The organism is Corynebacterium sp. TAE3-ERU2 (assembly GCF_019209955.1).
Classification (GTDB): domain Bacteria; phylum Actinomycetota; class Actinomycetes; order Mycobacteriales; family Mycobacteriaceae; genus Corynebacterium; species Corynebacterium megadyptis.
On the sequence record NZ_JAHUTL010000006.1, the window covers coordinates 117,634 to 141,209 of the forward strand.

Sequence of the window (23,576 nt, forward strand, 5' to 3'; positions counted from 1 at the left end):
GCGAGCCGGCTCATCGTTGTGACCATCCGCCAACTCAAATCCGAGGCGCGGCGACTGCGCTACACCGTCGCCCACAAGTGGAACACATCACTGCAGATCCGAGTGATCGGATCGATCTTCGTGGTGTGTGCCCTTGTCGTGCTCATTTTGGGTCTGTCCATGATCTCGATCACCACGCAACGGCTGGTGGACGCCAAGCTGGACATTGCCAATTCGGAAATCGATAGGGCGCGCCAGACCGTGGAGCAGCAAATCGCCTCCATCGATTCCGCCACCAGCTTGCAGCTGCAGGTGAACTCGGCGCGCTCGGCGCTGGCGGCGCGCGCCGGCGGGCCAGTGGCGGATAAGGCCGCGGTATACGAGCCGGTGGTGGTGGTCAATAGCGATAATGATGCCGATGTGATCAGCTCCCCCGAGGGCTATCAGATTCCGCCCCGCCTGCGCCGCTTTGTCAGCGAAGGGCAGGTCTCCTATCAGTTCACCGTGGTGGACAATGCGGATGGCAGCAGCGTGAAATCGCTGATCATTGGCACGCCGACCGATTCTGGGGTGCCGGATCTGCAGGTATATCTCGTGCTCTCGATGGAAAACGAAGAGCAAACCCTGGCGCTGATGCGCGGCCTCTTCGCCGCTGGTGGCGTGGTGCTGCTGGTGCTGCTGGTGGGCATCTCGTGGCTGCTCACCCAGCAGATCACGGGGCCGGTGCGCTCGGCCTCACGTATCGCCCAGCGCTTCGCCGATGGGCACTTCCGCGAGCGCATGGTGGTCGATGGCGAAGACGAGATGGCGCGCATGGCCATGAGCTTTAACTCCATGGCCGAGGAGCTCTCCAAGCAGATCGACCAGCTCAAGGAATATGGTGATCTGCAGCGACAATTCACCTCCGATGTCTCCCATGAGCTCTCCACCCCGCTGACCTCGGTGCGTATGGCCGCCGAGTTGATCGCCAATCAGCGCGAGGAGTTGGATCCGCTCACCCAGCATGCCTCCGATGTGCTCATTCGCGAGCTCGACCGCTTCGAGGCCCTGCTCAAGGACCTGTTGGAGATCTCCAAACACGATGCCGGAGTGGCGACGCTATCCGCCTCCGAGGGCGATGTGCGCTCGGTGGTGACCTCCGTGTGGAAACAGGTCAAGCACTTGGCCGAAAAGGTGGGCGTCTCGGTGCGCTTCGACCTGCCGCAGGAGCCGGTGATGGCCACCGTGGATCCGCGGCGCGTCGAGAGAATCCTGCGCAATCTCGTGGCCAATGCCATCGACCACTCCGAAGGTAAACCGGTGTTGGTGCGCCTGCGCGGCAATGAACAGGCCGTGGCCCTGGCGGTTTGCGATAACGGCGTCGGGCTCAAGCCCAGCCAAGAGGAGCTGGTATTTGAACGCTTCTGGCGGGCCGATCCCTCCCGCAAGCGTCACTCGGGCGGCACCGGGCTGGGGCTGGCCATGTCCCGCGAGGATGCCCAGCTGCACGGCGGTCGCCTCGAAGCCGTCGGCGAGCCCGGCGTGGGCACCATGTTCCGCCTCACCCTGCCGCGCCACCCGCATGAGCACGTCGAGGAGTCGCCGCTGCCGCTGGATCTCATCGATACCTCAATCTCGGTAGGGGTGACCGAGCTGCCCACCGATGAGTTCGAGGCCCAGGCGGCGGCCTCCGGCTCCGCCCTCGGTGCGGCCGCAGAAGAAGAGGAGACCACGGAGCCCGCGGCGGCAGCCACCGCTGGTGCCACTGCCGCGAGTGCTATGGCTGCGAGCGCCACCGAGCTATCGGAGGATGAGATCGCCGAGATCTCCGATGAAGAATGGGCCCGCGCTGAGTTCGGTGCCTTCGATGATCCCGCCGCAGCGGGGGAGAGCCACCCCAGTGCAGCTGCTGAGGAGACTGCGGGCGAGATGGATTCCACCGAGGCGTCGCAGGCGCGGCCGCCGCACCGGGACTACCTAGCCGATCTCATGGAAATCTCGGAAGAGGAACTCGCCGCCGCGGAGTTGGAAGATTTTGGTCCCCTCGAGGATTCCGAAGACCCCGACGATTCCGCGGACTCCACAGACTCCGACGGCGCAGCCGATGCCCCCGCCGCTGACTCGCACACGGAGCCGCCGATGCTGAAGGAGGACGATGATGACTGGCGCGAATAAACCCCGAGCCGCCGCCCGCCGCACCGTGGCGGCCGCGGTGCTGGCCACGGCGCTGCTCACCGCCGGCTGCACCAGCCTGCCCACCGATTCCGATCCGCAGGCGCTGCGCTCCTTCGAACCCGGGGCCGATGTGGGCGGAGAGCTCACCCCTGAGCCTGGGCGGGAACCGGACCTCCTGCTGCGCGATTTCTTTACTGCCTCGGCGAATCCCAGCAAAAACTACGCCAGCGCTCGCAACTTCATGACCTCCGAGGCCGCCGCCGCGTGGAAAGAAAGCCCCGAGTCCAGCACGGGGGCGATCATCGTCGATCGTGTGGATCTCAACGCCAAGGGAACCCCACGCGATGGCACAGTCGGCTACACGGTGCGCGGCGAGGTGGTGGGCTACCTCCGCGAGGGCGGGGTCTATCAGCCGGAACATGCGTCCTTTGAGGCAGAAATGTCGCTGAAAAGAGTGGACGGCGAGTGGCGGATCGCCTCGCTACCCGATGGTGTCATCATCGAGATGAGCGAGCTGAGCAAGCAGTATCAGCCGCGCGATATCTACTTCTTTGATCCCAAGTTCCAAAGGCTGGTGGCGGATCGCCGCTGGGTCTATTCCGATCCGAATTCCCTCGACACCACGCTGCTGACGCTATTGGCGGCCGGTCCGCGGGAGGCGCTGCGCGAGGGCGTGAAATCGGCGCTGCCGCCGAATTCCACCTTCATTGGCGAGCAAAACTCGGCCTATGAGTTCACGGGGCTGCAAACCCTCAGCTCGGAAGAACGGCAGCTCTTTGCGGCCCAAGCCGCTTGGACCCTCGCCCGCTCCGATATCGCCGATCCCTACACCATCACCTCCGATGGCCTGCCGCTCACGGCGGGAGCGAATACCACCTCATTATCGGATGTGGCCGAGTTCAATCCCTTCGCCTCCGCAGCGGTGTCCTTGCCGCTCTATGCGGTGGCGCAGGGAGAGCTATATTCCATCGAAAATGACACCCCGGCGCGAGTCTCCACCCAAGGCGGGACCAAGGGCGTGATGCAATCGGCAGACGTGTTCGCCAGCTCGGACTCGGTGGCGGCGGTGTATTCCACCGATCCCAGCGAGGATGAGGACCCCGAGGTGTCTGCGGTGGATGAGTCGGTGAAGGACTCCACCCTCTACTACGGCGGCTTCGATGTGCCGATGAAAAAGGCCCTAGAGGGGCGCAGCATCACCCGCCCCACCTTCGCCGCCGATGGCCATGCCATCTGGAGCGTGGTGGATGGCACCACCGTGGTGCGCACCGCGCGTTCCACCTCCACGGGGGAAGTGGCCAATACCGAGGTGGACGTGGACGAGCTCTGGGACACGATCGACGTCGAGGAGGAATCGCGCCGCCCGCCGATCACGGCGCTGCGCCTGTCGCCGACGGGCGTGCGCGCCGCGTTCATCGTCGAAGGCGATGTGTATCTGGGCACGGTGGTCTCGGAGCAGTCGGGCGAGTATGCGCTGCACGCCATCCAAAATATTGCGCCCTCTCTGGGCAATCAGGCCACCACATTGGACTGGACGCCCACGGGCTCGTTGATCGTGGGCACCAAGAGCCAAGAAACCCCGGTGTGGCAGCTCTCCACCGATGGCTCGGAGGCGATCGCATTGCCCAATGGCAATATCACCGCCCCGGTGCGGGGAGTGGCGGCCGGCAACTCCAACTATGTAGTAGCCGATCAGCACTCGGTTCTGCAATTGCCCATCGGCGGTAATTCCACCTTCTGGCGCGAGGTCCCGGCCCTACAGGGAACCCGTGCGATCCCCGTGGTCGCGCGCTAAGCTGCGGGCACGAGACGGCGCGGAATCGCCCTGAAAAGAGGGCGCGCCGCTAGGGCCCACACGGGGGAGGCTTGCCATGAGCGGGGCGTGGGAATGGATGCTGCCGGTACGCTGCGCGGGATGTCACGCGCCGGGGGTGCGTGTATGTCCGCGGTGTGCGCGGGCGTTGGCGCAACCACCGGAACTGGTTATGCCCACTGTGGAGCTGGATATTCCGGTATGGGCCTGCGGCCCCTATGGCGGGGCGCATCGCCAGATCATCGTGGAGATGAAAGAGCGCGGACGGGTGGATGTGATCCCGCACGCGGCGGCGGTGCTGCGGGCGGCGCTGGAGTTTATGGCCGCGCGCGGTGAGCTGCCGGAGCCGCAGCGGCTGAGCCTCGTTCCGGCGCCCACCACCCGGCGCAATGCGCGTCGTCGCGGCGGCGATCATGTGACCGCGCTGTGCCGCCACACCCGTATCCCCACCTCTGAGCTGCTCTTCCGCACGCCCAGCGCCCGCGATTCGGTGGGTTTGAGTGCAGCGGAGCGGCGGCGCAGCCTAAGCGGCTCGGTGCGGGTGCGGCGGGCCCCGCGGCCACGGTTTCCCGCTGTGCTTGTCGACGACGTCCTCACGACAGGATCCACTCTGGCCGCGAGCCGGGCCGCGCTGGCGTATGCGGGGGTAAGGGTGATCGGTGCCATAACCTTAGCGGCGGCTTAGAGAAATCCACGTTGCTGGGCTAATGCGGACTCGTCCTGTCCGCTAAGGGCGAACATCGTTGAGAACCCTAGAAGATTGGTCATAACCAGATGTATTCTTGAGGTGCAAGACATCATCGTCACCGCAGACCGCGGAGGAGCAATCCAGCCCTTCCGTTGGTGGTGGCCAACCCCGGGAGGTACACGCACGTGACTACACCTGCTGACAACACCGAGACTCTGCGCCCAGAAGCACAGGTTCGCATTACTGGACGTAACGTTGAGGTTCCCGAGCACTTCGCTGAGCGTGTCAATACTAAGCTCTCCAAGATCGAGCGCCTCGATCCCACTCTCACCTTCTTCCACGTCGAGCTGCAGCATGAGCCGAATCCGCGCCGTGCCGATCGCGCCGATCGTATTCAGATCACCGCCACCGGTAAGGGCCACCTGGCTCGCGCCGAGGCGAAGGAGGATAGCTTCTACGCCGCGCTGGAGACCGCGCTAGCCAAGATGGAGCGCTCGCTGCGCAAGGTGAAGGCCCGCCGCACCATCAGCCGTTCTGGTCACCGCGCCCCGCTGTCCACCGGCGAGATCGCCCGCGAGCTCGTGGATGAGGCAAAGGCCGCCCGCGAGGAGGAAGATGATCGTTATGCAGACACCTACGCCGACAAGGTGGAGGATGTCATGCCCGGCCAGGTCGTTCGTCGCAAGGAGCACACCGCTACTCCGATGAGCGTGGACGATGCTCTGTCTGAGATGGAGCTTGTGGGCCACGATTTCTACCTCTTCATCGATGAGGAGACCAACCGCCCGTCCGTGGTGTACCGCCGTCACGCTTTCGACTACGGCCTGATCGCCCTGACGGAGGACGAGGAGAGCTAATCCCTCGACCGCCACGGCGGGAATGCCATTCGACCCGCCCGGAGCAGAGAAGCTCGGGGCGGGTCGCTGCTGTGTCCGGCCCGCCCAGCTCGGGCGGGTTAGCTGCACCCTCCAGCCAGCCGGCGGGGCTGTGCTCTTAGGGCATGCTGCATCGTCTGGGTGCTGGGGTGCGTACAATAGGCACAGACTTGTGGCAGCTGCGCCTTATCTTCATCTTCGATAGTGCGTTATGCTGCACGAAGCAAAAGCTTGAACGTGGGTGTGTCGTGCGCCGCGCCGATGAAGGGCGCGGTGGCGGCGCGTCGCTCCGGTTGTCGATATATAAGGAAAAGTAGAGCCTGTGCTAGGACTGTCAAAGCTACTCCGGATGGGTGAGGGGCGCGCTGTGAAGCGTCTGCGTCACCTCGCTGATCAGGTCATCGCAGTGGAATCGGATTACGAAAAGCTCAGCGATGATGAGCTGCGTGCAAAGACCGACGAGTTCAAAAAGCGCCTCGAGGACGGCGAAACCGTCGATGACCTCGTGGTTGAGGCATTCGCGGTGGCACGCGAGGCGTCGTGGCGTGTGCTCGGCCAGAAGCACTACCCGGTGCAGATCATGGGCGGCGGTGCCCTGCACTTCGGCAATGTGGCCGAAATGAAGACCGGTGAGGGTAAGACGCTCACCTGTGTGCTGCCCGCCTATCTCAATGCCCTCGAGGGCAAGGGTGTGCACGTGGTCACCGTGAACGACTACCTGGCTAAGCGTGACTCCGAGTGGATGGGTCGTGTCCACCGCTTCTTGGGGCTGCGTACCGACGTGATTCTGGCTACCAAAACCCCAGCGCAGCGTCGTGAAGCCTATGCTGCCGACATCACGTATGGCACCAATAATGAGTTCGGTTTCGACTATCTGCGAGACAATATGGCGCGCTCGCTCAACGATTTGGTGCAGCGCGGCCACCACTACGCCATCGTGGACGAGGTGGACTCCATCCTCATCGACGAGGCCCGCACCCCGCTGATTATTTCCGGCGCCGTGGAGGGAACCTCGCAGTGGTACACCGCCTTCTCGCAGATCGCGCCGCGCATGAAGAAGGACATCCACTATGAAGTGGACGTGCGCAAGCGCACCATCGGGGTGAAGGAAGAGGGCGTCTCCTTCGTCGAGGACCAGCTCGGCATCGACAATCTTTATGCCCCCGAGCACTCGCAGCTGGTCAGCTACCTGAACAATGCGCTCAAGGCCAAGGAGCTGTTCACCCGCGATAAGGACTACATCGTGCGCAACGGTGAAGTCATGATCGTGGATGAGTTCACCGGACGTGTGCTTTCTGGTCGCCGCTATAACGAGGGCATGCACCAGGCCATTGAGGCCAAGGAGCAGGTGGAGATCAAAAACGAGAACCAGACTCTCGCGACCATCACCCTGCAGAACTACTTCCGCCTCTACGACAAGCTCGCCGGCATGACGGGTACCGCCGAGACCGAGGCCGCCGAGCTGCACCAAATCTATAAACTCGACGTGATCGCGGTGCCGCCGAACCGCCCCAACCAGCGCAGCGACGAGCCCGACTTGATCTACAAGACGCAGGAGGCGAAGTTCGCGGCCGTGGCCGATGACATCGCCGAGCGTGTGGAGAAGGGCCAGCCGGTGCTGGTGGGTACCACCTCCGTGGAGCGTTCCGAGTACCTGTCCACCCTGCTGCAACGCCGCGGCATCAAGCACAATGTGCTCAATGCCAAGCACCACGAGCAAGAGGCCCAGTATGTGGCCCAGGCGGGCTTGCCGGGCAATGTCACCGTGGCCACCAACATGGCCGGCCGTGGTACGGACATCGTGCTGGGCGGCAACCCGGATATCCTCGCGGACTTGGCCTTGCGTGAGCGCGGCTTGGATCCGGTGGAGAAGCCGGAGGAGTACGAGGAGGCCTGGGACGAGGCCATCGCCGAGGCCAAGAAGCGCTCCGAGAAATACGCCGAGCAGGTGCGCGAGGCCGGTGGCCTCTATGTGCTGGGTACCGAGCGTCACGAGTCCCGCCGCATCGATAATCAGCTGCGTGGCCGTTCCGGCCGCCAGGGCGATCCGGGCGAGACCCGCTTCTACCTCTCGCTGCGCGATGAGCTCATGGTGCGTTTCCGCGGCCAGGCCATCGAGTCCATGATGAACCGCCTGAATGTGCCGGACGATGTGCCGATCGAAGCGAAGATGGTGTCTAACTCCATCAAGACCGCGCAGTCGCAGGTGGAGAACCAGAACTTCGAGGCGCGCAAGAACGTGCTCAAGTACGACGAAGTGATGAACGAGCAGCGCAAGGTGGTCTACGGCGAGCGCCGCGAGATCCTCGAGGGCATGGACGTCGAGCCCTTCGTGAAGAACATGATCGACGAAACCCTCTCGGCCTATGTCGCCGCCGCCACCGAGGTCGGCTACGTCGAGGACTGGGACCTCACTGAGCTGTGGAACGCCCTCGAGGCGCTCTATGGCCCCAGCTTCGAGTACCAGGAGCTCATCGACGGCACCGAGTATGGAGCGGCCGGCGAGCTCTCCGCCGAGGAGCTGCGCCAGGCGCTGATCGACGACGCCCGCTCCTGCTATGCCCAGCTGGAGGAGGCCGTCACCTCCCTCGGCGGCGAGGAGCAGATGCGCAACTTGGAGCGCACCATCATCTTGTCCATCGTGGACCAGAAGTGGCGCGAGCACCTCTATGAGATGGACTATCTCAAGGAGGGCATCGGCCTGCGCGCCATGGCACAGCGCGATCCGCTGGTGGAATACCAGAAGGAGGGCGGCGACATGTTCAATGCCATGAAGGACGGCATCAAGGAAGAAACTGTCCGCCAGCTCTTCCTGCTGCGCCAGCAGTTTGTGCCCAAGATGGAAGAGGCCGGCACCGCCGACATCAACAACGATGGCAAGATCGACGCCGAGGACATCGGCGGAGATGTAGCCAAGGTGCGCGAGGCCGAGTCCAAGCGCACCTACCGCGGGCCCGCCGAGAGCTAAACTCGCCCGCCCCGCCGCCCGCAGCACATCAGCTGCGGGCGGCGCCGCTTAAAACACCCGCAGCGTGTGAACACACCACAGCCTGCGGGTTGTTTTATGCGCGTGCAGCTGCATGGCCCCGGCCATGAAGCGGTGGTGGCTCACTGCGCCCAGTGGCTGGCCGAGGCGCACCACAAAGTCGAAGCGGTCGGGGCGGTAGACATCCGGGATCACCCGCAGCTCAGCGATAGGTGGGGGAGTGGAATCCGCCGCGACTTTCTGGGCGGCGATGAGCCGACGCATCATGGCCACATGAGCGCGAACCTGCAGGGCGAAGCGGGCAGGAGCGAGGGTGCTGGGCTCCGCGGCCCCGCTCATCACCGCCAGCATTCTGCTCACCGGAGGTTGGGCGATGCTGTGCAGATCCGAAAGCCGGCGGGGCTGGCGCGCTCTGGGGGCGGTGCCGGGCTGGGCGCCGGAGTGTGCCGCGGATGGTGCCGCCCCGCCGCCGAGATGGCGCCGCGACTCTGCAAGGGAGAGTGCCGATTCGGCGGCGGATGTGGCGGATGCGGTGGCGGCGGATAGCGCCGCGGCTGGGGGCAGCTTTTTCAGATGGGTGCTACCGGCGATGGAGATAAAAGGCGAGCTCTGGGCGCTCATGGCTCTCATAGGGCCTTCCTGCGCGGGAGGTGCGCGATCGCGGAAAGCAGCCCGCGGCCGCGTGGCGGCTTGTGGCCCGTGGAATCCCCCTGTGTCCCGCGTATAGTATGGCATGGTTAGCAGCGCGGCGCCCGCCGTGCCTGCATAGATGCGCCCCTGGGGCGATAGCAACAACACAAGGAGAACAATGCGCGGACTGGTAGTGGATTATGTGGGAGTGCTCGATGGCTCAGAAGAGGTGCAGCGTCGCTGGCGTAACTTCTTCTCGGCGCTGCGGAAGAAGGGCGCACCGATCGCCATTTTGTCCAATGATCCCGGCGGCCCCGGTGCGGATGAGATCCGCGAGTGGGAGTTCCGCGGCATCGTCGATGCGGTGCTTCTCTCCGGCGAGATCGGCGCGGAAAAGCCCACCGTGGAGGCCTTCCAATTCGCGGCCGACACCTTGGAGTTGGAGCGTAAGGACCTGGTGATGGTGGATGATTCCATCGTGAACGTGCGCGGCGCTGTGGAGGCCGGCCTGATCGGCGTGTACTTCCAGCAATTTGATCGCGCCATCGTGGAGATCGCCGGCGTCTTCGAGATCGAAGGGGAATTCTAAGACGATGCGCGTCTATCTTCCGGCCACCTTTCCCATGCTTGAGCAGCTGCACAGCGAGAGCGTGATCCACGCCCGCAATGGGTGGGCTTTTGCCCTCACCCCGGCGCTGCGCGAGTTCTACACCAGCGGCGATGATGAGGAGCTCTCCGAGGTCGCCTTCGACGATGCGGCGCTGGCCTCCATCCGGCTTTTGGCTATCGATAGCGAGCAGCGTTTCCCCCATCGCCGCGTGGTGATCAGCGCGGATGTGGACGATGACGCCGTGGAATTCCAGCCGGAGATGGGCGAGTCGGTGGTGCGGCTTAGCCCTGCCGAGGTGGCGCTGCGCGATGTGGCCGCGCTGCATATTGACCTCGAGGACGCGGAAGCTGATATCGAGCGCGCACTCGCCGTATTGGATGCCGCGGAGCTGGGCGATGAGGATGCGCAATTGGCGGTGGGGGACGCCGCCGAGCACTTCTTGGCGTGGTACGACCCCACCGAACTGCCCTTTGTAGTGGAGTTACTCTAGCTGGCTGAGATTTCGGGGGTAAAACTAGACAGGTGGGGTGGTCGGGGCTAAGGTACGCTAACGTAATAGTTATTTCTTGGAGAGAAAATATTTTGGAGGCCTAGCTGTGGCCACCCCACCTGCCGATACCCCGCGTAGCCGCCGCTTCAGCCCGGACCGGCTACGGAAGTTCCGTCGCGCTCTCGGCGCGATCACTCACCCCCTGCTTCCCGATGACTACACCGCGTTGCTCAACCACCGGTGGTCGACGCGCGAGCTGCGCGGCGAGATCACTCGGATTGAAGCACTCAACGAGCGCACCGTCAGCCTGGAGATCGCTCCCGGCTGGGGAGTGCCCTTGGACTTTCAAGCGGGGCAGTTCATCGGTATTGGCCTGCCCATCGATGGCCGTTTCGTCTGGCGCAGCTATTCGCTGACCAACGCCCCGGTGCAGGGCAGCGACTCTATCTTCCACATCACCGTGCGCGCGATCGACGGCGGCATGGTCTCGCAGCATCTCATCTCCCACGCCCGCGCCGGGATGGCGATTCGCCTCGCCGCGCCCGCAGGAGATTTTCACCTCACCGATCCCGTGGCCGATCACCTGCTCTTTATCTCCGCCGGCACGGGCATTACCCCCATCATCAGCATGCTGCGCTATATCGCGGATACCGGCGCCATCGAAGACACCACCATTGTTATTGCCCATTCGGTGCGGGAACGCTCCGATCTGCTCTTTGCCGAGGAGCTCGAGCATCTCGGCACGCATCCGAATGTTCGCCTGCTGCTGACCATTACCAGCGAGCAGGGGCGGATGACTATGCAGTCGCTTATCGACGCCATCCCGGAGATATCCAGCTACGCCGTCTATGTCTGTGGCCCCGAGGAGATGATCCGCGCCGCAGAGGACGAGCTGGGTGCCGTGCTGGATGATCCCAGCCAGATCCGCAGCGAGCGCTTCACCTTGGACCGCTCGAAGGCGGGATCCAACCCGGGCGGTGTGGTGAGCATTGGAAGCAATGCCTCGGTGGAAGTCGATGGCGCCACCACGGTGCTGGAGGCTGCGGAAAGCATCGGGGTGGCCCTGCCACATGGCTGCCGCATGGGTATTTGCCATACCTGCGTCCAAGAGATCAAGGAGGGCCAGGTTATGGATTTGACCACCGGCCAAACCTGCGGCCCAGGGGAGCGAGTGCGCGTGTGTAACTCGGTGCCCTGCGGGGACGTCAGTATCTAAAACCAGCACAATTACTGCACAATCGCTGCAACGCGAAGGAGAGACACAGAGACATGGCTATCGATAACATTCGCGCTTATTCGCATCTCACGGACGAGGACATCGCCGCCATCGGAGCTCGCTTCGACGCAATCAAGCAAGAGGTGGAGTCTGATCTGGGAGAGCGCGATGCGCGCTATATTACGAACCTGATTCGGGTGCAGCGCGGCTGCGAAATTGCCGGCCGCGCGGCGCTGTTCTTCGGCAAGAACAAGACGGCCTTTGCCACCGGCACCGGGCTATTGGCGCTGTCGAAGGTCCTCGAGAACCTCGAAATCGGCCACAATGTGATGCACGGCCAGTGGGACTGGATGAACGATCCCACGGTGCACTCCACCACGTGGGAATGGGACAATAACTGCCCGTCGGAGCAGTGGATGCACTCGCATAACTACATCCACCACACCTTCACCAACGTCCTCGGCATGGACAATGACGTGGGATATGGCGTGTTGCGCGTGACTCGTGACCGCAAGTGGCAGCCCTATCACCTGGCGCAGCCGCTGACCAACACCATCTTGGCCACCTTCTTCCAGTGGGCGGTGGCATTCTACGATGTGGAGCTGGGCAAGATTCCCGCCGGCAAGGCCACCTGGGAGGAGACCAAGCCGAAGCTCTGGCAGACCATCGCCAAGGTGCGCAACCAGATGGCCAAGGACTACGCCATCTTCCCGCTCGTGGCGCTTCCCTTCGGCTTGGGCGGCACGATGCTCAAGGGCAATATGCTCGCCAACTTGATCCGTAACCTATGGGCCTATTCGGTGATCTTCTGCGGGCACTTCCCGGATGAGACCGAAACCTTCACCAAGAAGCAGCACGCCACCGAGGACCACAACCAGTGGTACCTGCGCCAGATGCTGGGCTCGGCCAACTTCCGCGGCGGTTTCCTGCTGAGCGTGCTCTCCGGCAACCTCAACTACCAGATCGAGCACCACCTCTTTCCCACCATGCCCTCCAACCGCCTGGCCGAGGTGGGCAAGAAGGTGGAGAAGGTCGCCCGCGACTATGACCTGCCCTATCACACCGGTTCCTTCCCGGAGCAGTTCTTCAAGGTGCAAAAGACTCTGCTCAAGCTGAGCCTGCCGCCGCGCTTTATGGTGGCCGATAAGGACAACGCCCCGGAGGTGCGCTCCAATGCGGCCTTCAGCGATAAGTTCCCGGTGGAGCAGTATCTCCACGTGGGCGAGGGCGAGAACGGGGTGCGCCGCGGCCTGGCCACGGGGCTGATCATGCTGAAGAAGATCCGCCCCGGGGTGAAAGAAGTAATGCTGAACTTCTCCGGCCGTACCCCGCTGCGCCGCTAATTAGGGCCGGTTCCACGGCATCGTCACGTTCAGCGGGATCTTCATGGTCTCGCTGGCGGCGCGTCCCGCGAGGGAGGCGGTGGCGGCGGCCAAGAACAGCGCGAGATAGGCGCTGGAGGTTTGGCCGGTGAACTCGATGGTGACGATCACCGCGAATAGCGGTGCGGCCATGGAGGTAGAGAGGAAGCTGGCGCAGCCCAGCAGCGCGAAGTCCGAGGCCGGCAGCCCCGGCATGAAGGGCTGGAGGAACACGCCGATGCAATAGCCGGCGAGCGCACCGATGGCGAAGCCCGGGGTGAGCACACCGCCGACCGCGCCGGAACGCAAGGTGACAAACACGGCGATGCCCTTGGCCACTAACAGGGCCGCAGCGAAGGTGAGGGCCGGTCGGCCCACCAGCACCTCGGTGGCGGCGAGACGGCCATTGCCGAGCACAGTGGGCAGATAGATAGACATCAGCCCCACCAGAATGAAGGCCGCGGGGATGGTCCACATCATGGCTGCGCCGTGGGTCTTATTGCTCTCTGCGCGAGAAATAGCGCTGCGAAACACCACGCCCAGCAAGCCGCAGAGTGCGCCCACGATGATCGCGGCCCCCAGATTGCCCCAGCCCTCAGAGAGCGGAATGGTGGCATAGAGCGGATCATTGCCCACCACGATGCCGGAGGTCACTGTGGCCACCGCGGAGCAGGCCAGCACGGTCATCATCGCGCGAATAGTGATGGATCCGAGGAGAATCTCCACGGCGAAGATCGCCCCAGCGAGGGGGATGTGATAGATCGCGCCCAAGCCGGCGCCGGCTGCGGCCGCCACCAGAATACGGCGGGTTTCCGAATCCAATTCCAGCCGGTGCGAGAGCTGGCTGGACATCATGGCGCCGAGTTCGCGGGGAGCGTTCTCGCGGCCCACCGAGGCGCCGGCGGCCACGGTGATCATCTGCAAAAAGGCGTTGATGAGGGTCGATAGCACGGGCATGGGCTTGCCCTTCATGCCCTCGGTCACCGAGCGAATCGGCTTGCCCTTGGTTTGCAGCAGATAGTAGGCCACACCGGCCAAAAGCCCAGCGATGGTGATACCCCAGAAGCGTTGGGCGGCGGTGGTGCCGGCGGTGAGGTGGGCCGTCATGCCTTCGTGGCGGCCATAGACCAGCATTTCCACCATCTGCATCGTTTTCACCAGCGCCGCGGCCCCGAGGCCAGTGCCCACTCCCACGATGAGCGTGTAGATACACAGCAAGGCGAGGCGCTTGAGTCGGGCCTGCGGGGTGGCTGCGCCGGTGCCCTTGCGGCCGCGGGCGCCGGTGTCGCCACTATCCGCCGGGGCGCGATCGGAGCTGGCGCGTGCCGCCGTATCCGTGGCCCCGCCGTTGGCTGCACCGCCGCTGGCCGCGGCGGTGTCCTCGCTGGCTGCCTCGCTATCCTCTGCTGGGCGCTGGGTACTGCTCACAGGTTTTTCATCTCCCATTCATCATTGGAGTGCAAAGACGTGAGCAGCAGGCGCACCGCCTCGGCGCGGCGAGCTGAGGGGCCGTCCAAATCGTCTAATCCGCACTCAGGATCGGCAGGAGGCCCGAGGTGGGTGCAGCCGCGCGAACACGTCTCGGCGGCGGCCGCGAGATCATCAAACACCGCGATCACGTTCTCTGGGGTGACATGGGCCAGCCCGAAGGAGCGAATACCTGGGGTGTCAATAATCCAGCCGCTGCCGGAGTCGAGGGGCAGCGCCACCGATTGGGTGGAGGTGTGGCGTCCCTTGCCCACGCCCGAGACTTCACCGGTCGCGCGATCCGCATCCGCCACGATGCGGTTGACCAAGGTGGATTTCCCCACCCCGGAATGGCCTATGAGTGCGGAGACCTGGCCGTCGATGAGGGCATTGAGCTCATCGAGGGGATCGTTAATCCCGCACACCACCACCGGCACCTCGAGGGCGGCGAACTCGGCGGCAAAGGCAGAAGGATCGGCCAGATCGGATTTGGTCAAGCACAGTACCGGCGAGAGATTACCCACATAGGCCGCCACCAGAGCACGTTCCACAAAGCCGGCCCGGGGCGGGGGATCGGCCACGGCGCACACAATGAGTAGCTTCTGGGCATTGGCCACCACGATCCGCTCATAGGGGTCGGTATCGTCGGCGGTGCGGCGCAGCACCGAGGAGCGCTCGCTGAGTTTCACAATGCGGGCCAAGGTGCCGGGCTTGCCGCTGGTATCGCCCACCACGCCCACGCGATCGCCCACCTCGATGGCGGTGCGACCCAGCTCCCGGGCGCGCATGCAGGTCACGGTGTCCGCAGGGGCGCGGCCATCTAAGGCGACGCCCCAGCGGCCGCGGTCTTTGCTAATCACCATGCCAAACTCGGCGTCTTTGTGCTTGGGGCGGTGTTTCGTGCGCGGCCGCGAGCCCCGAGAGGGGCGGATTTTTACATCGGATTCATCAAAATCGCGCCGGGATCTACTCACTATCTCACCTCACTCGTGCCGTGTCGGGGCGGCGGGTTGTGCGCCGTCGATCATCTGCGCCCACATGGTGTCGAAACCGGGCAGGGTTTTTGCGGTGGTGTCGATATTTTCCACCTGTACCCCCTCGGTGACGAGGCCGATAATGGCCCCGGCGGTGGCCATGCGGTGATCGTGGTAGCTGTGCCATACCCCGCCGTGCAGCGGCGCTGGGGTGATGGTGAGCCCGTCTGCGTGTGCCTCGCAGCGCCCGCCGAGCCGGGTGATCTCGGTGCTTAATGCCTCGAGGCGATCGGTTTCATGCCCGCGCAAATGCGCGATACCGCGCAGGAACGAGCGGGAATCGGCCAGGGTGGCCAGGGCGGCCACGGTGGGGGTGAGCTCGCCGATATCGCTCATCTCGATATCGATGCCGCGCAGCCGGCCATCGCTGGGGCCGGTGACCACGAGGTCGTGGCTATCGCCGCGCGAGTGCAGCTCGGCCTGTGCGCCCATGCGGGTGAGGATGGAGCGAATCTCGTCCCCGGGCTGGGTGGTGGTGTGCGGCCAGTGGGGGATGCTCACCTCGCCGCCGGTAACCGCGGCCGCCGCAAGGAAGGGGGTGGCGTTGGAGAGATCGGGTTCGATAGCCCAGTGCCGGCCCCGGATGGTGCCGGGGCGTACCCGCCACACGTGGCGCTCGGAGGTGTCCACCTCTACGCCTGCCTCGCGCAGCATGTCGATGGTCATATCGATATGTGGTTGGGAGGGCAGCACGGTGCCGGTGTGGCGCAGCTCGATGCCCTTGTCGAAGCGGGCGGCGGCCAGCAGCAGGCCGGATACGAATTGGGAGGAGCCGGAGGCGTCGATAGCGATCGTGCCTCCCTCCAGGCTGCCGGTGCCGTGCACCGCGAAGGGCAGCCGGGTGCCGTTGATATCCGCGCCCAGCCCGCGCAGGCCGTTGAGTACCGCGCTCATGGGGCGGGTGCGGGCTTGGGCATCGCCGTCGAAGAAGACGGTGCCATCGGCGAGTGCTGCCACCGAGGGCAGGAAACGCATGAGGGTACCGGCCAGTCCGCAATCGATGGTGGTGCCCGACAGCGGCTGGGGTTGCACGCGCAATTCGATATTGGGGCTGCCATGGGAGGGGGAGATATCGCTGATAGAGACGCCCAGGGCTTTGAGGGCGGCGATCATCAGGTCGGTATCGCGGCTGCGCAGCGCCCCGGAGATGGTGGAGGGCCCGTCGGCGAGCGCGGCTAAGATGAGCGCGCGGTTCGTCATCGACTTCGATCCGGGGATGTGTACGCGGGCGCGTACAGGGTCCGTCACAAATGGGCTGTCCCACAGGGGCATGCGTGCTGAATCCATACCTCGATTCTAGGGCTAGGGCCCGGTGGCGTCGTCGATGCGCCCTAAAACCGCAGGTGATTGTGAGCATACGGGGGATGCGTGGCCAGGCTGCTGGCACAATGGGCACTATGTGTGGTCGTTTTGTTTTATTCACCACTGAGCAGGAGCTGCTGCGCCATGCCCAGCGGGTACTCGGGGTGGCGGAGATCGACGCGCCCCAGGGCTGCCCGCCGCCGCGCTACAATATCGCCCCCACCCACGCGGTGCCGGTATTTGTTTCTAGCGAGCTGCTCAGCGATGCCGCTCCGACGGCTCCGCTGAGCCTGCGGGCCGCACGGTGGGGCTTGCTGCCGCATTGGAAGAAGGACAGCACCGGTCCCGTGCTCTTTAATGCCCGAGCTGAAACCGTCGCCACCAAGCCGTCCTTCCGCGACGCCTTCGCCCATTCCCGCTGTGTGATTCCCATGGATGGCTATTACGAGTGGAAGGATAAGCAGCCGCACTTTGTCCACCGGGAGGACGGCGAGCTGCTGTGGGCTGCGGGCGTGGTCGCCACCGGGCTGGAGCAGCTCTCCACCACGATCATCACCACCGCCAGCGCCGAGCCGCTTGCGTGGCTGCATGATCGCATGCCGCGCCTGCTCACCGCCGAGGAGGCCCAGGCGTGGCTCACCCAGGATCAGCAGGCGGCGGAGGCCATCGTCTCTGGGCCGTCGCCGGAGTCCCTGCGCGCGAGTGTCATCACCACCCCAGCCGATAGGGCCGTGGGCCGGGTGGGCAATGATTATCCCGAGCTGATCTCCTAGCAGCACGCTTATCGACGCTCACCTGCTGCCGCGCCCTGTTGTCGTCCTAGGGTGCGGCGAGATCGCTGAATTCAGCGCCGAGGACGGCGGCCATATCGCTGGCGCGGAGCTGGATATCGAGCCCGCGCTTGCCGCCGGAGACATAGATGGTCGGATGCGCCGTGGCGCTGGCGTCGATACGCGTGGGCAGGAGTTTCTTCTGCCCCAGTGGGGAGATCCCGCCGGTGATATAGCCGGAGGACTTTTCGGCGTCATGCGGATCCGCCATGCTCACCTTGGATACACCGAAGGCGTGAGCGGCCTTCTTCAACGACAGCGAGCCGGTGACCGGTACGCAGCACACCGCGAGGCTGCGGCGGGGCCCACGGCCGGCGCTTAAGTCCACCACGAGGGTTTTGAAGATGGCCGCGGCCGCGACGCCCTCGCTCTCGCCGAGCGCTGCGGCAGCCTGCTGGCCGAAGTGATCGTGGCCGGCGTCGAACTCGTGAACCTGGTGCTCGATTCCGGCCGCGCGCAGCATCGCCAGGGCGGGAGTGGCGGCACCCGCGGCACCCTTTTTCTTTTTCTTTGCCATAACGGAGACACTATAACGCTGGATCGCCCTAGCGCCGCAGCGATCAAACGCTAGGCTTAGAGAGTATGGATACGCCTGTACCTTCCATCACTGATCTGCCAGTGCGCACCCAGGATTACTTGAAGAACATTTTTGATATTTGCGAGCGGACGCAGGCGCCGGCGTCGTTGAAAGAGCTCGCCACCACGATGGGGCAGAAGGCCCCCACGGCCTCTGAGGCGGTGAAAAGGCTGGCGCAGAATGGCTATATTCACCGCGAACCCTATCGCGGCATCACCCTCACCGCGCAGGGGCGGCAGCTGGCCCTGGCGATGGTGCGGCGGCACCGGCTGGTGGAAAGCTTTTTGGTGGAAACGCTGAACTATGGCTGGGACGAGGTACACGAGGAGGCCGAGCTACTCGAGCACGCCATCTCTGATCGTTTGCTCGGCCGGATTGATAGCTTTCTCGGGTTCCCCAGCCGCGACCCGCATGGGGATCCGATCCCCAGCGCGAGTGGGGAGATCGACACCGTGGGTGGGCAGTCGCTGGCAGCCGTTGCTCCCGGCACAGACACGGTGGTGGAGCGCATCCACGATCACAGCGTGGATATCCTGCGCTATCTGAACGATAACGGCATCGTGCCGGGGGCGCGCATCAGAGTGGAGCAGCCGCCTTTCGACGGCATGGCGGCACTCTATGTGGGCGCAGCTGACGGCACCTGGTCGGCCGAGCCGGTGCTGCTCAATGAGGAGGCGGTGCGGTGTGTGGATGTGGCGGCCCCTAAAATAAATGAGGACGACTAGGACGCACGGCGCACACCGCGACTATAGAGGCAGGAGCCACGGGAATAAGCATGGTGGACACACCTGAGGACGCACAGGCCACGAGCCGAGCGCGCGCAGGCGAGGACGAGCGCAGCCTTGAGCAGCGTTTCGAAGACGACGCCCTGCCGCTGCTGGATCAGCTCTATGGTGGCGCGCTGCGCATGACGCGCAACCCGGCGGATGCCGAGGATCTCGTGCAGGAAACCTATTTCAAGGCCTATCAGGCCTTCTCCTCTTTCCAACCGGGCACCAATCTCAAGGCGTGGCTGTACCGGATCATGACCAACACCTATATCAACAGCTATCGCAAGAAAAAGCGCCGGCCGCAGCAGCTGCCCACCGAGGAGATCACCGATCATCAACTGATGAATACCTCCACCCACGATTCCACCGGGCTGGAATCCGCCGAGGTGGAGGCATTGAAGCTGCTGCCGAATACCCAGATTGCGGATGCGATGAACCAGCTCAGCGAGGACTATCGCATGGTGGTCTACTACGCAGACGTGGAGGGGCTGGCCTATAAGGAGATCGCGGAGATCATGGGCACTCCCCTCGGAACGGTGATGAGTCGGCTGCATCGGGGAAGAAGACAGCTGCGCGATGCGTTGAGAGAAGTAGCTGCCGATCATGGCATCGGCGTGGAGCCCGAGACTGACAGCACCGAGCAGGCCACAACAACGCGGAAGGTGAGCCAATGAGAGACTGCGGACGCAAGCATGAATGCTCCGAAAGCTGCGAGCGCGCCTATGCCTCTCTCGCTCGGCTGCTGGAAGGGGATTGCAGCCCCGTCGAGCGGGAACAGCTGCGCCGGCATGTCCAGGCCTGCCCAGAGTGCTTTGAGCGGCTCGGAATAGAGGAGCAGGTACGTGAGCTTCTGCGGCAGTGCTGCTGCCAAAAAGCCCCCACCCGGCTGCGCGAAACCATCCGCTTCAAGATGCGCGTGGAGTGGACCATCGGCTAGCCGCAGTGGTGGGGAACAAGAGAAAACCCAGCGTGGTTCTGAAAAGAAACCAGGCTGGGTTTTGCTGCGCTAGGGCCTAGGCCAGTGGCTTAGGCGTTGGGGCGCTTACCGTGGTTAGCGCCCTTCTTACGACGGTCCTTACGCTTGCGACCACGCTTGCTCATAGTGGTCTCCTTCCTAGAGGTGGGTATGAATGAAAAGAAAGTTTGAGTGCCCAGTGTATCGTCTCACTGACGGCGAGAACAATTCACTGCGGCACTCATGCTTCCTAGACGGTGGCGCGGGAGCGCTGGCGCGCTAGCGCCTTATTGCGGCGCTTGAGGGCGCGGCGCTCGTCCTCGCTCATACCGCCCCAGACGCCGGCATCCTGGCCGGACTCGAGGGCCCACTTGAGGCAGTGGTTGGTTACTGGGCAGCGGTTGCACACCAGCTTTGCCCGGGCGATCTGTGCCAGGGCGGGCCCGGAATTTCCTACAGGGAAGAAGAGCTCGGGGTCCTCGTCGCGGCAAACTGCGTTGTGGCGCCAGTCCATGGTGTACTCCTTAAAGTTAAGCTAAAGCTTTTGTGCATCTATTGGGGTGAATTATCGGTTTCGGGTGAAGGCAGGGTACGCATCGGATGATCCGGATGGGGGCGTTCTTCTCGTCGCAGTTCTGACATCCTACGGCTAGTAGAGGGCACGAGCGACTCCCAAGAAAATGGGGGCCGTGCTTGCTAGCTACAGTGAAGCCAGTGGAGAGAAAAATTAACGCCCGCCGCTTAAGCTTTCCGTCTCAGCTGCGGGTTTAACGTATGGTTAATCTCTGCTTCTACCGAAGTTCGGCAAAGGGTTGCGCTTTCTTTGCCTTCGCTGAAGTGAATTCTTGCACGACTATGTCTGTTTGGCTAGAGCTTTCGCCAAATTAGTGACATATCTCACGAAAAATGAGCGCTCTCAGGGGCGATCACGTCGATCACATCGGGGACAGAAACGATATCGATGCGATCTGTCTCGCCCATAAACTCGCCGTCTAGCTGCCACTTCGTCTTCTCTGTCAGGGTGAGTGTAAGTGCGTTGATATCGTCAACTTGGATTTCTCCGGTATCCACGGGCAAAGCAGACCAGAATCGGACATTCGAGCCCACCGTCTTCATCAACGCCGCTAGGCCACCGGCCCCTTCGGCGCTGGTGAGAGCGAAGATTGAGAGGCCACCTTCCGTTCGGGCATCGGGGTTGGTCACAACCGGAACGGGGCCGGCAAATGTCCAGGGATTGGTATTGGATACCACCACCAAGGGCAGCTCTTTTTCCTCCCGCACGGTGCCGGCGGTCTCCGCCCGGAAAGAGATATGTGGCGGGTGCGCCCGCAGGCGACGCCAGGCGCGTGCCGCAATAAGCGCGTATTTGCCGGGGGTGGCCGAGATGCCGCGCTTGCGGGCCTGCTCCATCGAGTGAATCACGGCGGCATCAATGCCGATACCCAAGTTCACGCAGAGCCAGCGCTTGGACTCATCATCGTCCGGATTTGTCTCTGCCGAGCCCACATTATGGGCCATGGCCAGCGGCAGGCGCCGCACCGTGCCCTCGCGGAGCAGATCCGCGATCTCGGCGGCGGCCTCCGTGGGATCATTGGGCAGTCCGAGGGCGCGGGCATAGACATTGGCGGAGCCGGTGGGAATGATCACCAGCCGCGGCAGCTCGGCAGCATCGGGGCGGGCATCGACATCCTTGCCCAGCAAGCCGTTGATCACCTCGCCGACAGTGCCATCGCCGCCGAGAATAATGATGGCGTCATAATCAGAGCGCCGCAGCCCAGCGCAGATCTCCTCGGCATGCTGCGGATAGGCCGTATGGACAGCCTTGATGGACGTCACTGGCGCGAGCGCGCTCACAACATCGCGGACAATGGCATGGCTGACGCTCGTGGAGTTCGGGTTCATCAAAAGTAGGCTTCGCACGATTCCCCAGTGTAAAGGATTCCGCTCCCGCGACGGCGCGCCGCATCGCCGCGGGATGTCTAGGGCGCAGCCACCGGCATTGTATAGACTCATGTTCTGTGAGCAGAGCAGAAAAATCCCGCCGCAGCCCCGAGTCCACGCAGCCTGCAGAGCAGGCCGCATCCGCCGTTCCCGCCCCCATTCGCTGGGCGGCGATACTCGGCGGGGTAGAGGGGCTCCTCGGTATCGCGTATGGCATCTTTCTCATGGCCCGTGACCTGCTGGGTTATCGCGATGCCTCCGCCGTTTTCGAAGATGAGCTGCGCGCCGATCTGCTCGGCTTCGGCACCGGCGTGGTCTTTCTCATCTTCTTCGGCACGGTCTGCGTGGCCGCCCTATTCCTCGCCCGCGGCAAGCGCTGGGGTCGTGCGCCCGTGCTCATGCTCAACATGCTGCTTATTCCCATTGCCTTCTATATTCACAGCGCCGGGCACACCCCCTCGGCCATTGCGGTGGGCATTGTGGGCCTGCTCGGCTTGGGCCTGCTCTTCAACGGGGTCGCCGTGCGCTGGGCGGCAGCGCAGTACTAGTCGAGAATATGCCTGCAGGGTGGCGTCGATAAGCGATTATCGACGCCACCCTGTGATCGTTGAGCCCTGTTGGGCGATAATCGTATCCCCAGAAAGGCGCAGGTTAATAGGGGTGGAATCGGCGCCATCGTCGATGGAGGCGCGGACATGGTCGATCCGCTTGCCCCGGTGCCACTCGGCGAGGGCGAGGCCATCTCGGACGGGATAGGCCACGGCATCGGTGCCCATCGCCACCCCGGAGCCGATGGCGTCGGAGAAGATGTGCTCCACGGCAAGGGTCGTGGGGTGGAAGAGGATGAGGCCGCGATCGGTGTAGACCGTGATGTGGTGGGGAAGATCGGCGTGAATGACGTTGCGCGGATCGAAAAGCGGCGCTATGCCGCGCTCACTTAGTACCTCGCCATTGCTGCCATAGGAGACAATGCGGCCCTGGATGCGCAGGTCTTGGGGCGGGTAGTACACCGCGGCGGCGTCCTCAGCGACGGCCAGAAGCTGGGCGTCCGGCTGCTCGAGCTCGATGGTTGTCTCCGGTTCCGGTTTGCGGGAATCCTCGGGGTTGCGGTCGAAAAAGTGCAGCCGCGCCACAGGGGCGCCGCTGTCATTTCCGGCCTGCTCAGGAGCGCAGATATCGATGAGGGCCAAGGTGCTCAAACGAGTCAAAGCGGAGCCAATGCGGCAATAATCGCGGCCCAGCTGTTCGCGCTCCTGCGGGGCGGGATCCTTACCCACCTGGATGGTGCGCACCAGATCCGAGCGCCACAGCACCACCAGTTCATCGTTGTACACCCCCGCGGCATCATTGGAGCGCAGCGAGTGCACGGGCTCTTCGGTGAGCACCGCGCGGGTGCTCTTATAGCGGCCAGTATCGGCATCGATGGCGGTGGTTTCACCGCAGCCGAAGCCCGTGGAGAAAGACACCATCACCTGCGAAAAAGCCAAAGATAGCGCGCAGACGGTGGCATCGCTGCGCTCATAGGACCAGCGCTCGGTCTCGGTGGCGGGGTCGAAGGCGAATACCCGGTGCTCCTCCGCGGCGATCACCAGCCCGTCGATCACATAGGTATCCCGCTGGTGCAGCGGGGAATCGGTGGTGAACGTCCACTGCTTGTGCATGGACTCCGGGAAGGAGGTGACGATGCTCGGCACCTGCGGCGGCTGCTCCTCCGGGCCGATGGAGCTGCGCAGATGCGCGTGACGGGCCGGGGCGCTGATATATGTGAGCACGCAGACGAGCGCCACCAGCAGCGCGAGCACAGCCCAGCCCGCAGCGGGGGTGAGGCGGCGCCGAGCAGGGGTGGCAGCACCAGCCGCACCGCTATCGCGTGAACTCATGAGGCTGAAGGATACCGC

General features: G+C 63.8%; 23 protein-coding genes. 14 read left to right on the forward strand and 9 right to left on the reverse strand.

Annotated features, from left to right (window positions below):
- Window positions 1-18: 18 nt before the first annotated feature.
- From mtrB to secA, 5 genes are all read left to right on the forward strand, one after another.
- Window positions 19-2,133: an MtrAB system histidine kinase MtrB gene (gene mtrB, locus KRX12_RS09405; RefSeq protein WP_370625572.1), complete on the forward strand. Its 2,115-nt coding sequence runs from the start codon at window positions 19-21 to the stop codon at window positions 2,131-2,133.
- Complete coding sequence (locus KRX12_RS09410) at window positions 2,114-3,928, forward strand: LpqB family beta-propeller domain-containing protein (protein ID WP_218365226.1); 1,815 nt, start codon at window positions 2,114-2,116, stop codon at window positions 3,926-3,928. The genes mtrB and KRX12_RS09410 overlap by 20 nt, the downstream gene beginning before the upstream one ends.
- Before the next feature lie 190 nt (window positions 3,929-4,118).
- Window positions 4,119-4,631: a ComF family protein gene (locus tag KRX12_RS09415; RefSeq protein ID WP_255550200.1), complete on the forward strand. Its 513-nt coding sequence runs from the start codon at window positions 4,119-4,121 to the stop codon at window positions 4,629-4,631.
- Window positions 4,632-4,819: 188 nt separating this feature from the next.
- Window positions 4,820-5,491 carry a ribosome hibernation-promoting factor, HPF/YfiA family gene (gene hpf, locus KRX12_RS09420; protein WP_218365224.1) on the forward strand — a complete coding sequence of 224 codons (672 nt, stop codon included), beginning with the start codon at window positions 4,820-4,822 and terminating at the stop codon, window positions 5,489-5,491.
- A gap of 367 nt (window positions 5,492-5,858) precedes the next feature.
- Window positions 5,859-8,477: a preprotein translocase subunit SecA gene (gene secA, locus KRX12_RS09425; RefSeq protein WP_370625235.1), complete on the forward strand. Its 2,619-nt coding sequence runs from the start codon at window positions 5,859-5,861 to the stop codon at window positions 8,475-8,477.
- A gap of 48 nt (window positions 8,478-8,525) precedes the next feature.
- Here secA and KRX12_RS09430 read toward each other — a convergent pair whose 3' ends face one another.
- A complete protein-coding gene (locus tag KRX12_RS09430; RefSeq protein WP_218366457.1) occupies window positions 8,526-9,116 on the reverse strand; it encodes a hypothetical protein in 591 nt (196 codons plus the stop codon).
- A 187-nt stretch (window positions 9,117-9,303) separates the two neighbouring features.
- Here KRX12_RS09430 and KRX12_RS09435 point away from each other — a divergent pair, with 187 nt between their 5' ends.
- The 4 genes from KRX12_RS09435 to KRX12_RS09450 all read left to right on the forward strand — a co-directional run bounded on the left by KRX12_RS09435 (window position 9,304) and on the right by KRX12_RS09450 (window position 12,784).
- Window positions 9,304-9,714 carry an HAD family hydrolase gene (locus KRX12_RS09435; protein ID WP_151550060.1) on the forward strand — a complete coding sequence of 137 codons (411 nt, stop codon included), beginning with the start codon at window positions 9,304-9,306 and terminating at the stop codon, window positions 9,712-9,714.
- 4 nt (window positions 9,715-9,718) lie between these two features.
- The gene (locus KRX12_RS09440) at window positions 9,719-10,225 is read left to right on the forward strand and encodes a hypothetical protein (RefSeq protein ID WP_218365221.1); all 507 of its coding nucleotides are present in this window, start codon (window positions 9,719-9,721) and stop codon (window positions 10,223-10,225) included.
- A 106-nt stretch (window positions 10,226-10,331) separates the two neighbouring features.
- On the forward strand, window positions 10,332-11,441 hold the full coding sequence (locus KRX12_RS09445; RefSeq protein WP_218365220.1) for an iron-sulfur cluster-binding domain-containing protein: 1,110 nt from the start codon (window positions 10,332-10,334) through the stop codon (window positions 11,439-11,441).
- A gap of 53 nt (window positions 11,442-11,494) precedes the next feature.
- Window positions 11,495-12,784 (forward strand): fatty acid desaturase, encoded by a 1,290-nt coding sequence (locus KRX12_RS09450; RefSeq protein ID WP_218366458.1) that lies wholly within the window; start codon window positions 11,495-11,497, stop codon window positions 12,782-12,784.
- Here KRX12_RS09450 and KRX12_RS09455 read toward each other — a convergent pair whose 3' ends face one another.
- The 3 genes from KRX12_RS09455 to aroA are packed head-to-tail and all read right to left on the reverse strand — an operon-like array spanning window position 12,785 to window position 16,590.
- Window positions 12,785-14,230 carry a chloride channel protein gene (locus tag KRX12_RS09455; RefSeq protein ID WP_370625573.1) on the reverse strand — a complete coding sequence of 482 codons (1,446 nt, stop codon included), beginning with the start codon at window positions 14,228-14,230 and terminating at the stop codon, window positions 12,785-12,787.
- Complete coding sequence (rsgA, locus tag KRX12_RS09460) at window positions 14,227-15,243, reverse strand: ribosome small subunit-dependent GTPase A (RefSeq protein WP_218365218.1); 1,017 nt, start codon at window positions 15,241-15,243, stop codon at window positions 14,227-14,229. The genes KRX12_RS09455 and rsgA overlap by 4 nt, the downstream gene beginning before the upstream one ends.
- 9 nt (window positions 15,244-15,252) lie before the next feature.
- Window positions 15,253-16,590 (reverse strand): 3-phosphoshikimate 1-carboxyvinyltransferase, encoded by a 1,338-nt coding sequence (gene aroA, locus KRX12_RS09465; RefSeq protein ID WP_218366459.1) that lies wholly within the window; start codon window positions 16,588-16,590, stop codon window positions 15,253-15,255.
- A gap of 110 nt (window positions 16,591-16,700) precedes the next feature.
- Between aroA and KRX12_RS09470 the strand changes: the two genes are divergently transcribed.
- Window positions 16,701-17,378: an SOS response-associated peptidase gene (locus KRX12_RS09470; RefSeq protein ID WP_218366460.1), complete on the forward strand. Its 678-nt coding sequence runs from the start codon at window positions 16,701-16,703 to the stop codon at window positions 17,376-17,378.
- Between the two features lie 46 nt (window positions 17,379-17,424).
- On the opposite strand, the gene ybaK is transcribed toward KRX12_RS09470, so the two are convergent.
- Entirely contained in the window at window positions 17,425-17,952 is a 528-nt protein-coding gene (ybaK, locus tag KRX12_RS09475; RefSeq protein WP_218365215.1) for a Cys-tRNA(Pro) deacylase, read from the reverse strand.
- 65 nt (window positions 17,953-18,017) lie between these two features.
- Between ybaK and KRX12_RS09480 the strand changes: the two genes are divergently transcribed.
- The 3 genes from KRX12_RS09480 to rsrA are packed head-to-tail and all read left to right on the forward strand — an operon-like array spanning window position 18,018 to window position 19,719.
- Window positions 18,018-18,737, forward strand: a complete 720-nt coding sequence (locus tag KRX12_RS09480; protein WP_218366461.1) for a metal-dependent transcriptional regulator — start codon at window positions 18,018-18,020, stop codon at window positions 18,735-18,737.
- A gap of 50 nt (window positions 18,738-18,787) precedes the next feature.
- Window positions 18,788-19,456 carry a sigma-70 family RNA polymerase sigma factor gene (locus tag KRX12_RS09485; RefSeq protein ID WP_151550052.1) on the forward strand — a complete coding sequence of 223 codons (669 nt, stop codon included), beginning with the start codon at window positions 18,788-18,790 and terminating at the stop codon, window positions 19,454-19,456.
- Window positions 19,453-19,719: a mycothiol system anti-sigma-R factor gene (gene rsrA / locus KRX12_RS09490; RefSeq protein ID WP_218365213.1), complete on the forward strand. Its 267-nt coding sequence runs from the start codon at window positions 19,453-19,455 to the stop codon at window positions 19,717-19,719. The genes KRX12_RS09485 and rsrA overlap by 4 nt, the downstream gene beginning before the upstream one ends.
- Window positions 19,720-19,808: 89 nt before the next feature.
- On the opposite strand, the gene KRX12_RS11035 is transcribed toward rsrA, so the two are convergent.
- From KRX12_RS11035 to KRX12_RS09500, 3 genes are all read right to left on the reverse strand, one after another.
- Window positions 19,809-19,883: a 50S ribosomal protein bL37 gene (locus tag KRX12_RS11035; RefSeq protein WP_370513275.1), complete on the reverse strand. Its 75-nt coding sequence runs from the start codon at window positions 19,881-19,883 to the stop codon at window positions 19,809-19,811.
- Window positions 19,884-19,987: 104 nt separating this feature from the next.
- Entirely contained in the window at window positions 19,988-20,251 is a 264-nt protein-coding gene (locus KRX12_RS09495; protein ID WP_151529467.1) for a WhiB family transcriptional regulator, read from the reverse strand.
- A gap of 383 nt (window positions 20,252-20,634) precedes the next feature.
- Window positions 20,635-21,657 carry a diacylglycerol kinase family protein gene (locus KRX12_RS09500; RefSeq protein ID WP_218366462.1) on the reverse strand — a complete coding sequence of 341 codons (1,023 nt, stop codon included), beginning with the start codon at window positions 21,655-21,657 and terminating at the stop codon, window positions 20,635-20,637.
- 98 nt (window positions 21,658-21,755) lie between these two features.
- On the opposite strand from KRX12_RS09500, the gene KRX12_RS09505 reads away from it, so the two are divergent.
- A complete protein-coding gene (locus KRX12_RS09505) occupies window positions 21,756-22,226 on the forward strand; it encodes a hypothetical protein (RefSeq protein WP_218365211.1) in 471 nt (156 codons plus the stop codon).
- Between the two features lie 36 nt (window positions 22,227-22,262).
- Here KRX12_RS09505 and KRX12_RS09510 read toward each other — a convergent pair whose 3' ends face one another.
- Entirely contained in the window at window positions 22,263-23,558 is a 1,296-nt protein-coding gene (locus KRX12_RS09510; RefSeq protein ID WP_218366463.1) for a hypothetical protein, read from the reverse strand.
- Window positions 23,559-23,576 lie beyond the last annotated feature (18 nt).

Bases quoted from the DNA above. Each gene is read 5' to 3' on its own strand.
- KRX12_RS09410 (WP_218365226.1), top strand. From the start codon at position 2,114: ATGATGACTGGCGCGAATAAACCCCGAGCCGCCGCCCGCCGCACCGTG.
- KRX12_RS09415 (WP_255550200.1), top strand. From the start codon at position 4,119: ATGCCCACTGTGGAGCTGGATATTCCGGTATGGGCCTGCGGCCCCTAT.
- secA (WP_370625235.1), top strand. From the start codon at position 5,859: ATGGGTGAGGGGCGCGCTGTGAAGCGTCTGCGTCACCTCGCTGATCAG.
- KRX12_RS09430 (WP_218366457.1), bottom strand. From the start codon at position 9,116: ATGAGCGCCCAGAGCTCGCCTTTTATCTCCATCGCCGGTAGCACCCAT.
- KRX12_RS09435 (WP_151550060.1), top strand. From the start codon at position 9,304: ATGCGCGGACTGGTAGTGGATTATGTGGGAGTGCTCGATGGCTCAGAA.
- KRX12_RS09440 (WP_218365221.1), top strand. From the start codon at position 9,719: ATGCGCGTCTATCTTCCGGCCACCTTTCCCATGCTTGAGCAGCTGCAC.
- KRX12_RS09450 (WP_218366458.1), top strand. From the start codon at position 11,495: ATGGCTATCGATAACATTCGCGCTTATTCGCATCTCACGGACGAGGAC.
- aroA (WP_218366459.1), bottom strand. From the start codon at position 16,590: ATGGATTCAGCACGCATGCCCCTGTGGGACAGCCCATTTGTGACGGAC.
- KRX12_RS09470 (WP_218366460.1), top strand. From the start codon at position 16,701: ATGTGTGGTCGTTTTGTTTTATTCACCACTGAGCAGGAGCTGCTGCGC.
- ybaK (WP_218365215.1), bottom strand. From the start codon at position 17,952: ATGGCAAAGAAAAAGAAAAAGGGTGCCGCGGGTGCCGCCACTCCCGCC.
- KRX12_RS09480 (WP_218366461.1), top strand. From the start codon at position 18,018: ATGGATACGCCTGTACCTTCCATCACTGATCTGCCAGTGCGCACCCAG.
- KRX12_RS09485 (WP_151550052.1), top strand. From the start codon at position 18,788: ATGGTGGACACACCTGAGGACGCACAGGCCACGAGCCGAGCGCGCGCA.
- rsrA (WP_218365213.1), top strand. From the start codon at position 19,453: ATGAGAGACTGCGGACGCAAGCATGAATGCTCCGAAAGCTGCGAGCGC.
- KRX12_RS09495 (WP_151529467.1), bottom strand. From the start codon at position 20,251: ATGGACTGGCGCCACAACGCAGTTTGCCGCGACGAGGACCCCGAGCTC.
- KRX12_RS09510 (WP_218366463.1), bottom strand. From the start codon at position 23,558: ATGAGTTCACGCGATAGCGGTGCGGCTGGTGCTGCCACCCCTGCTCGG.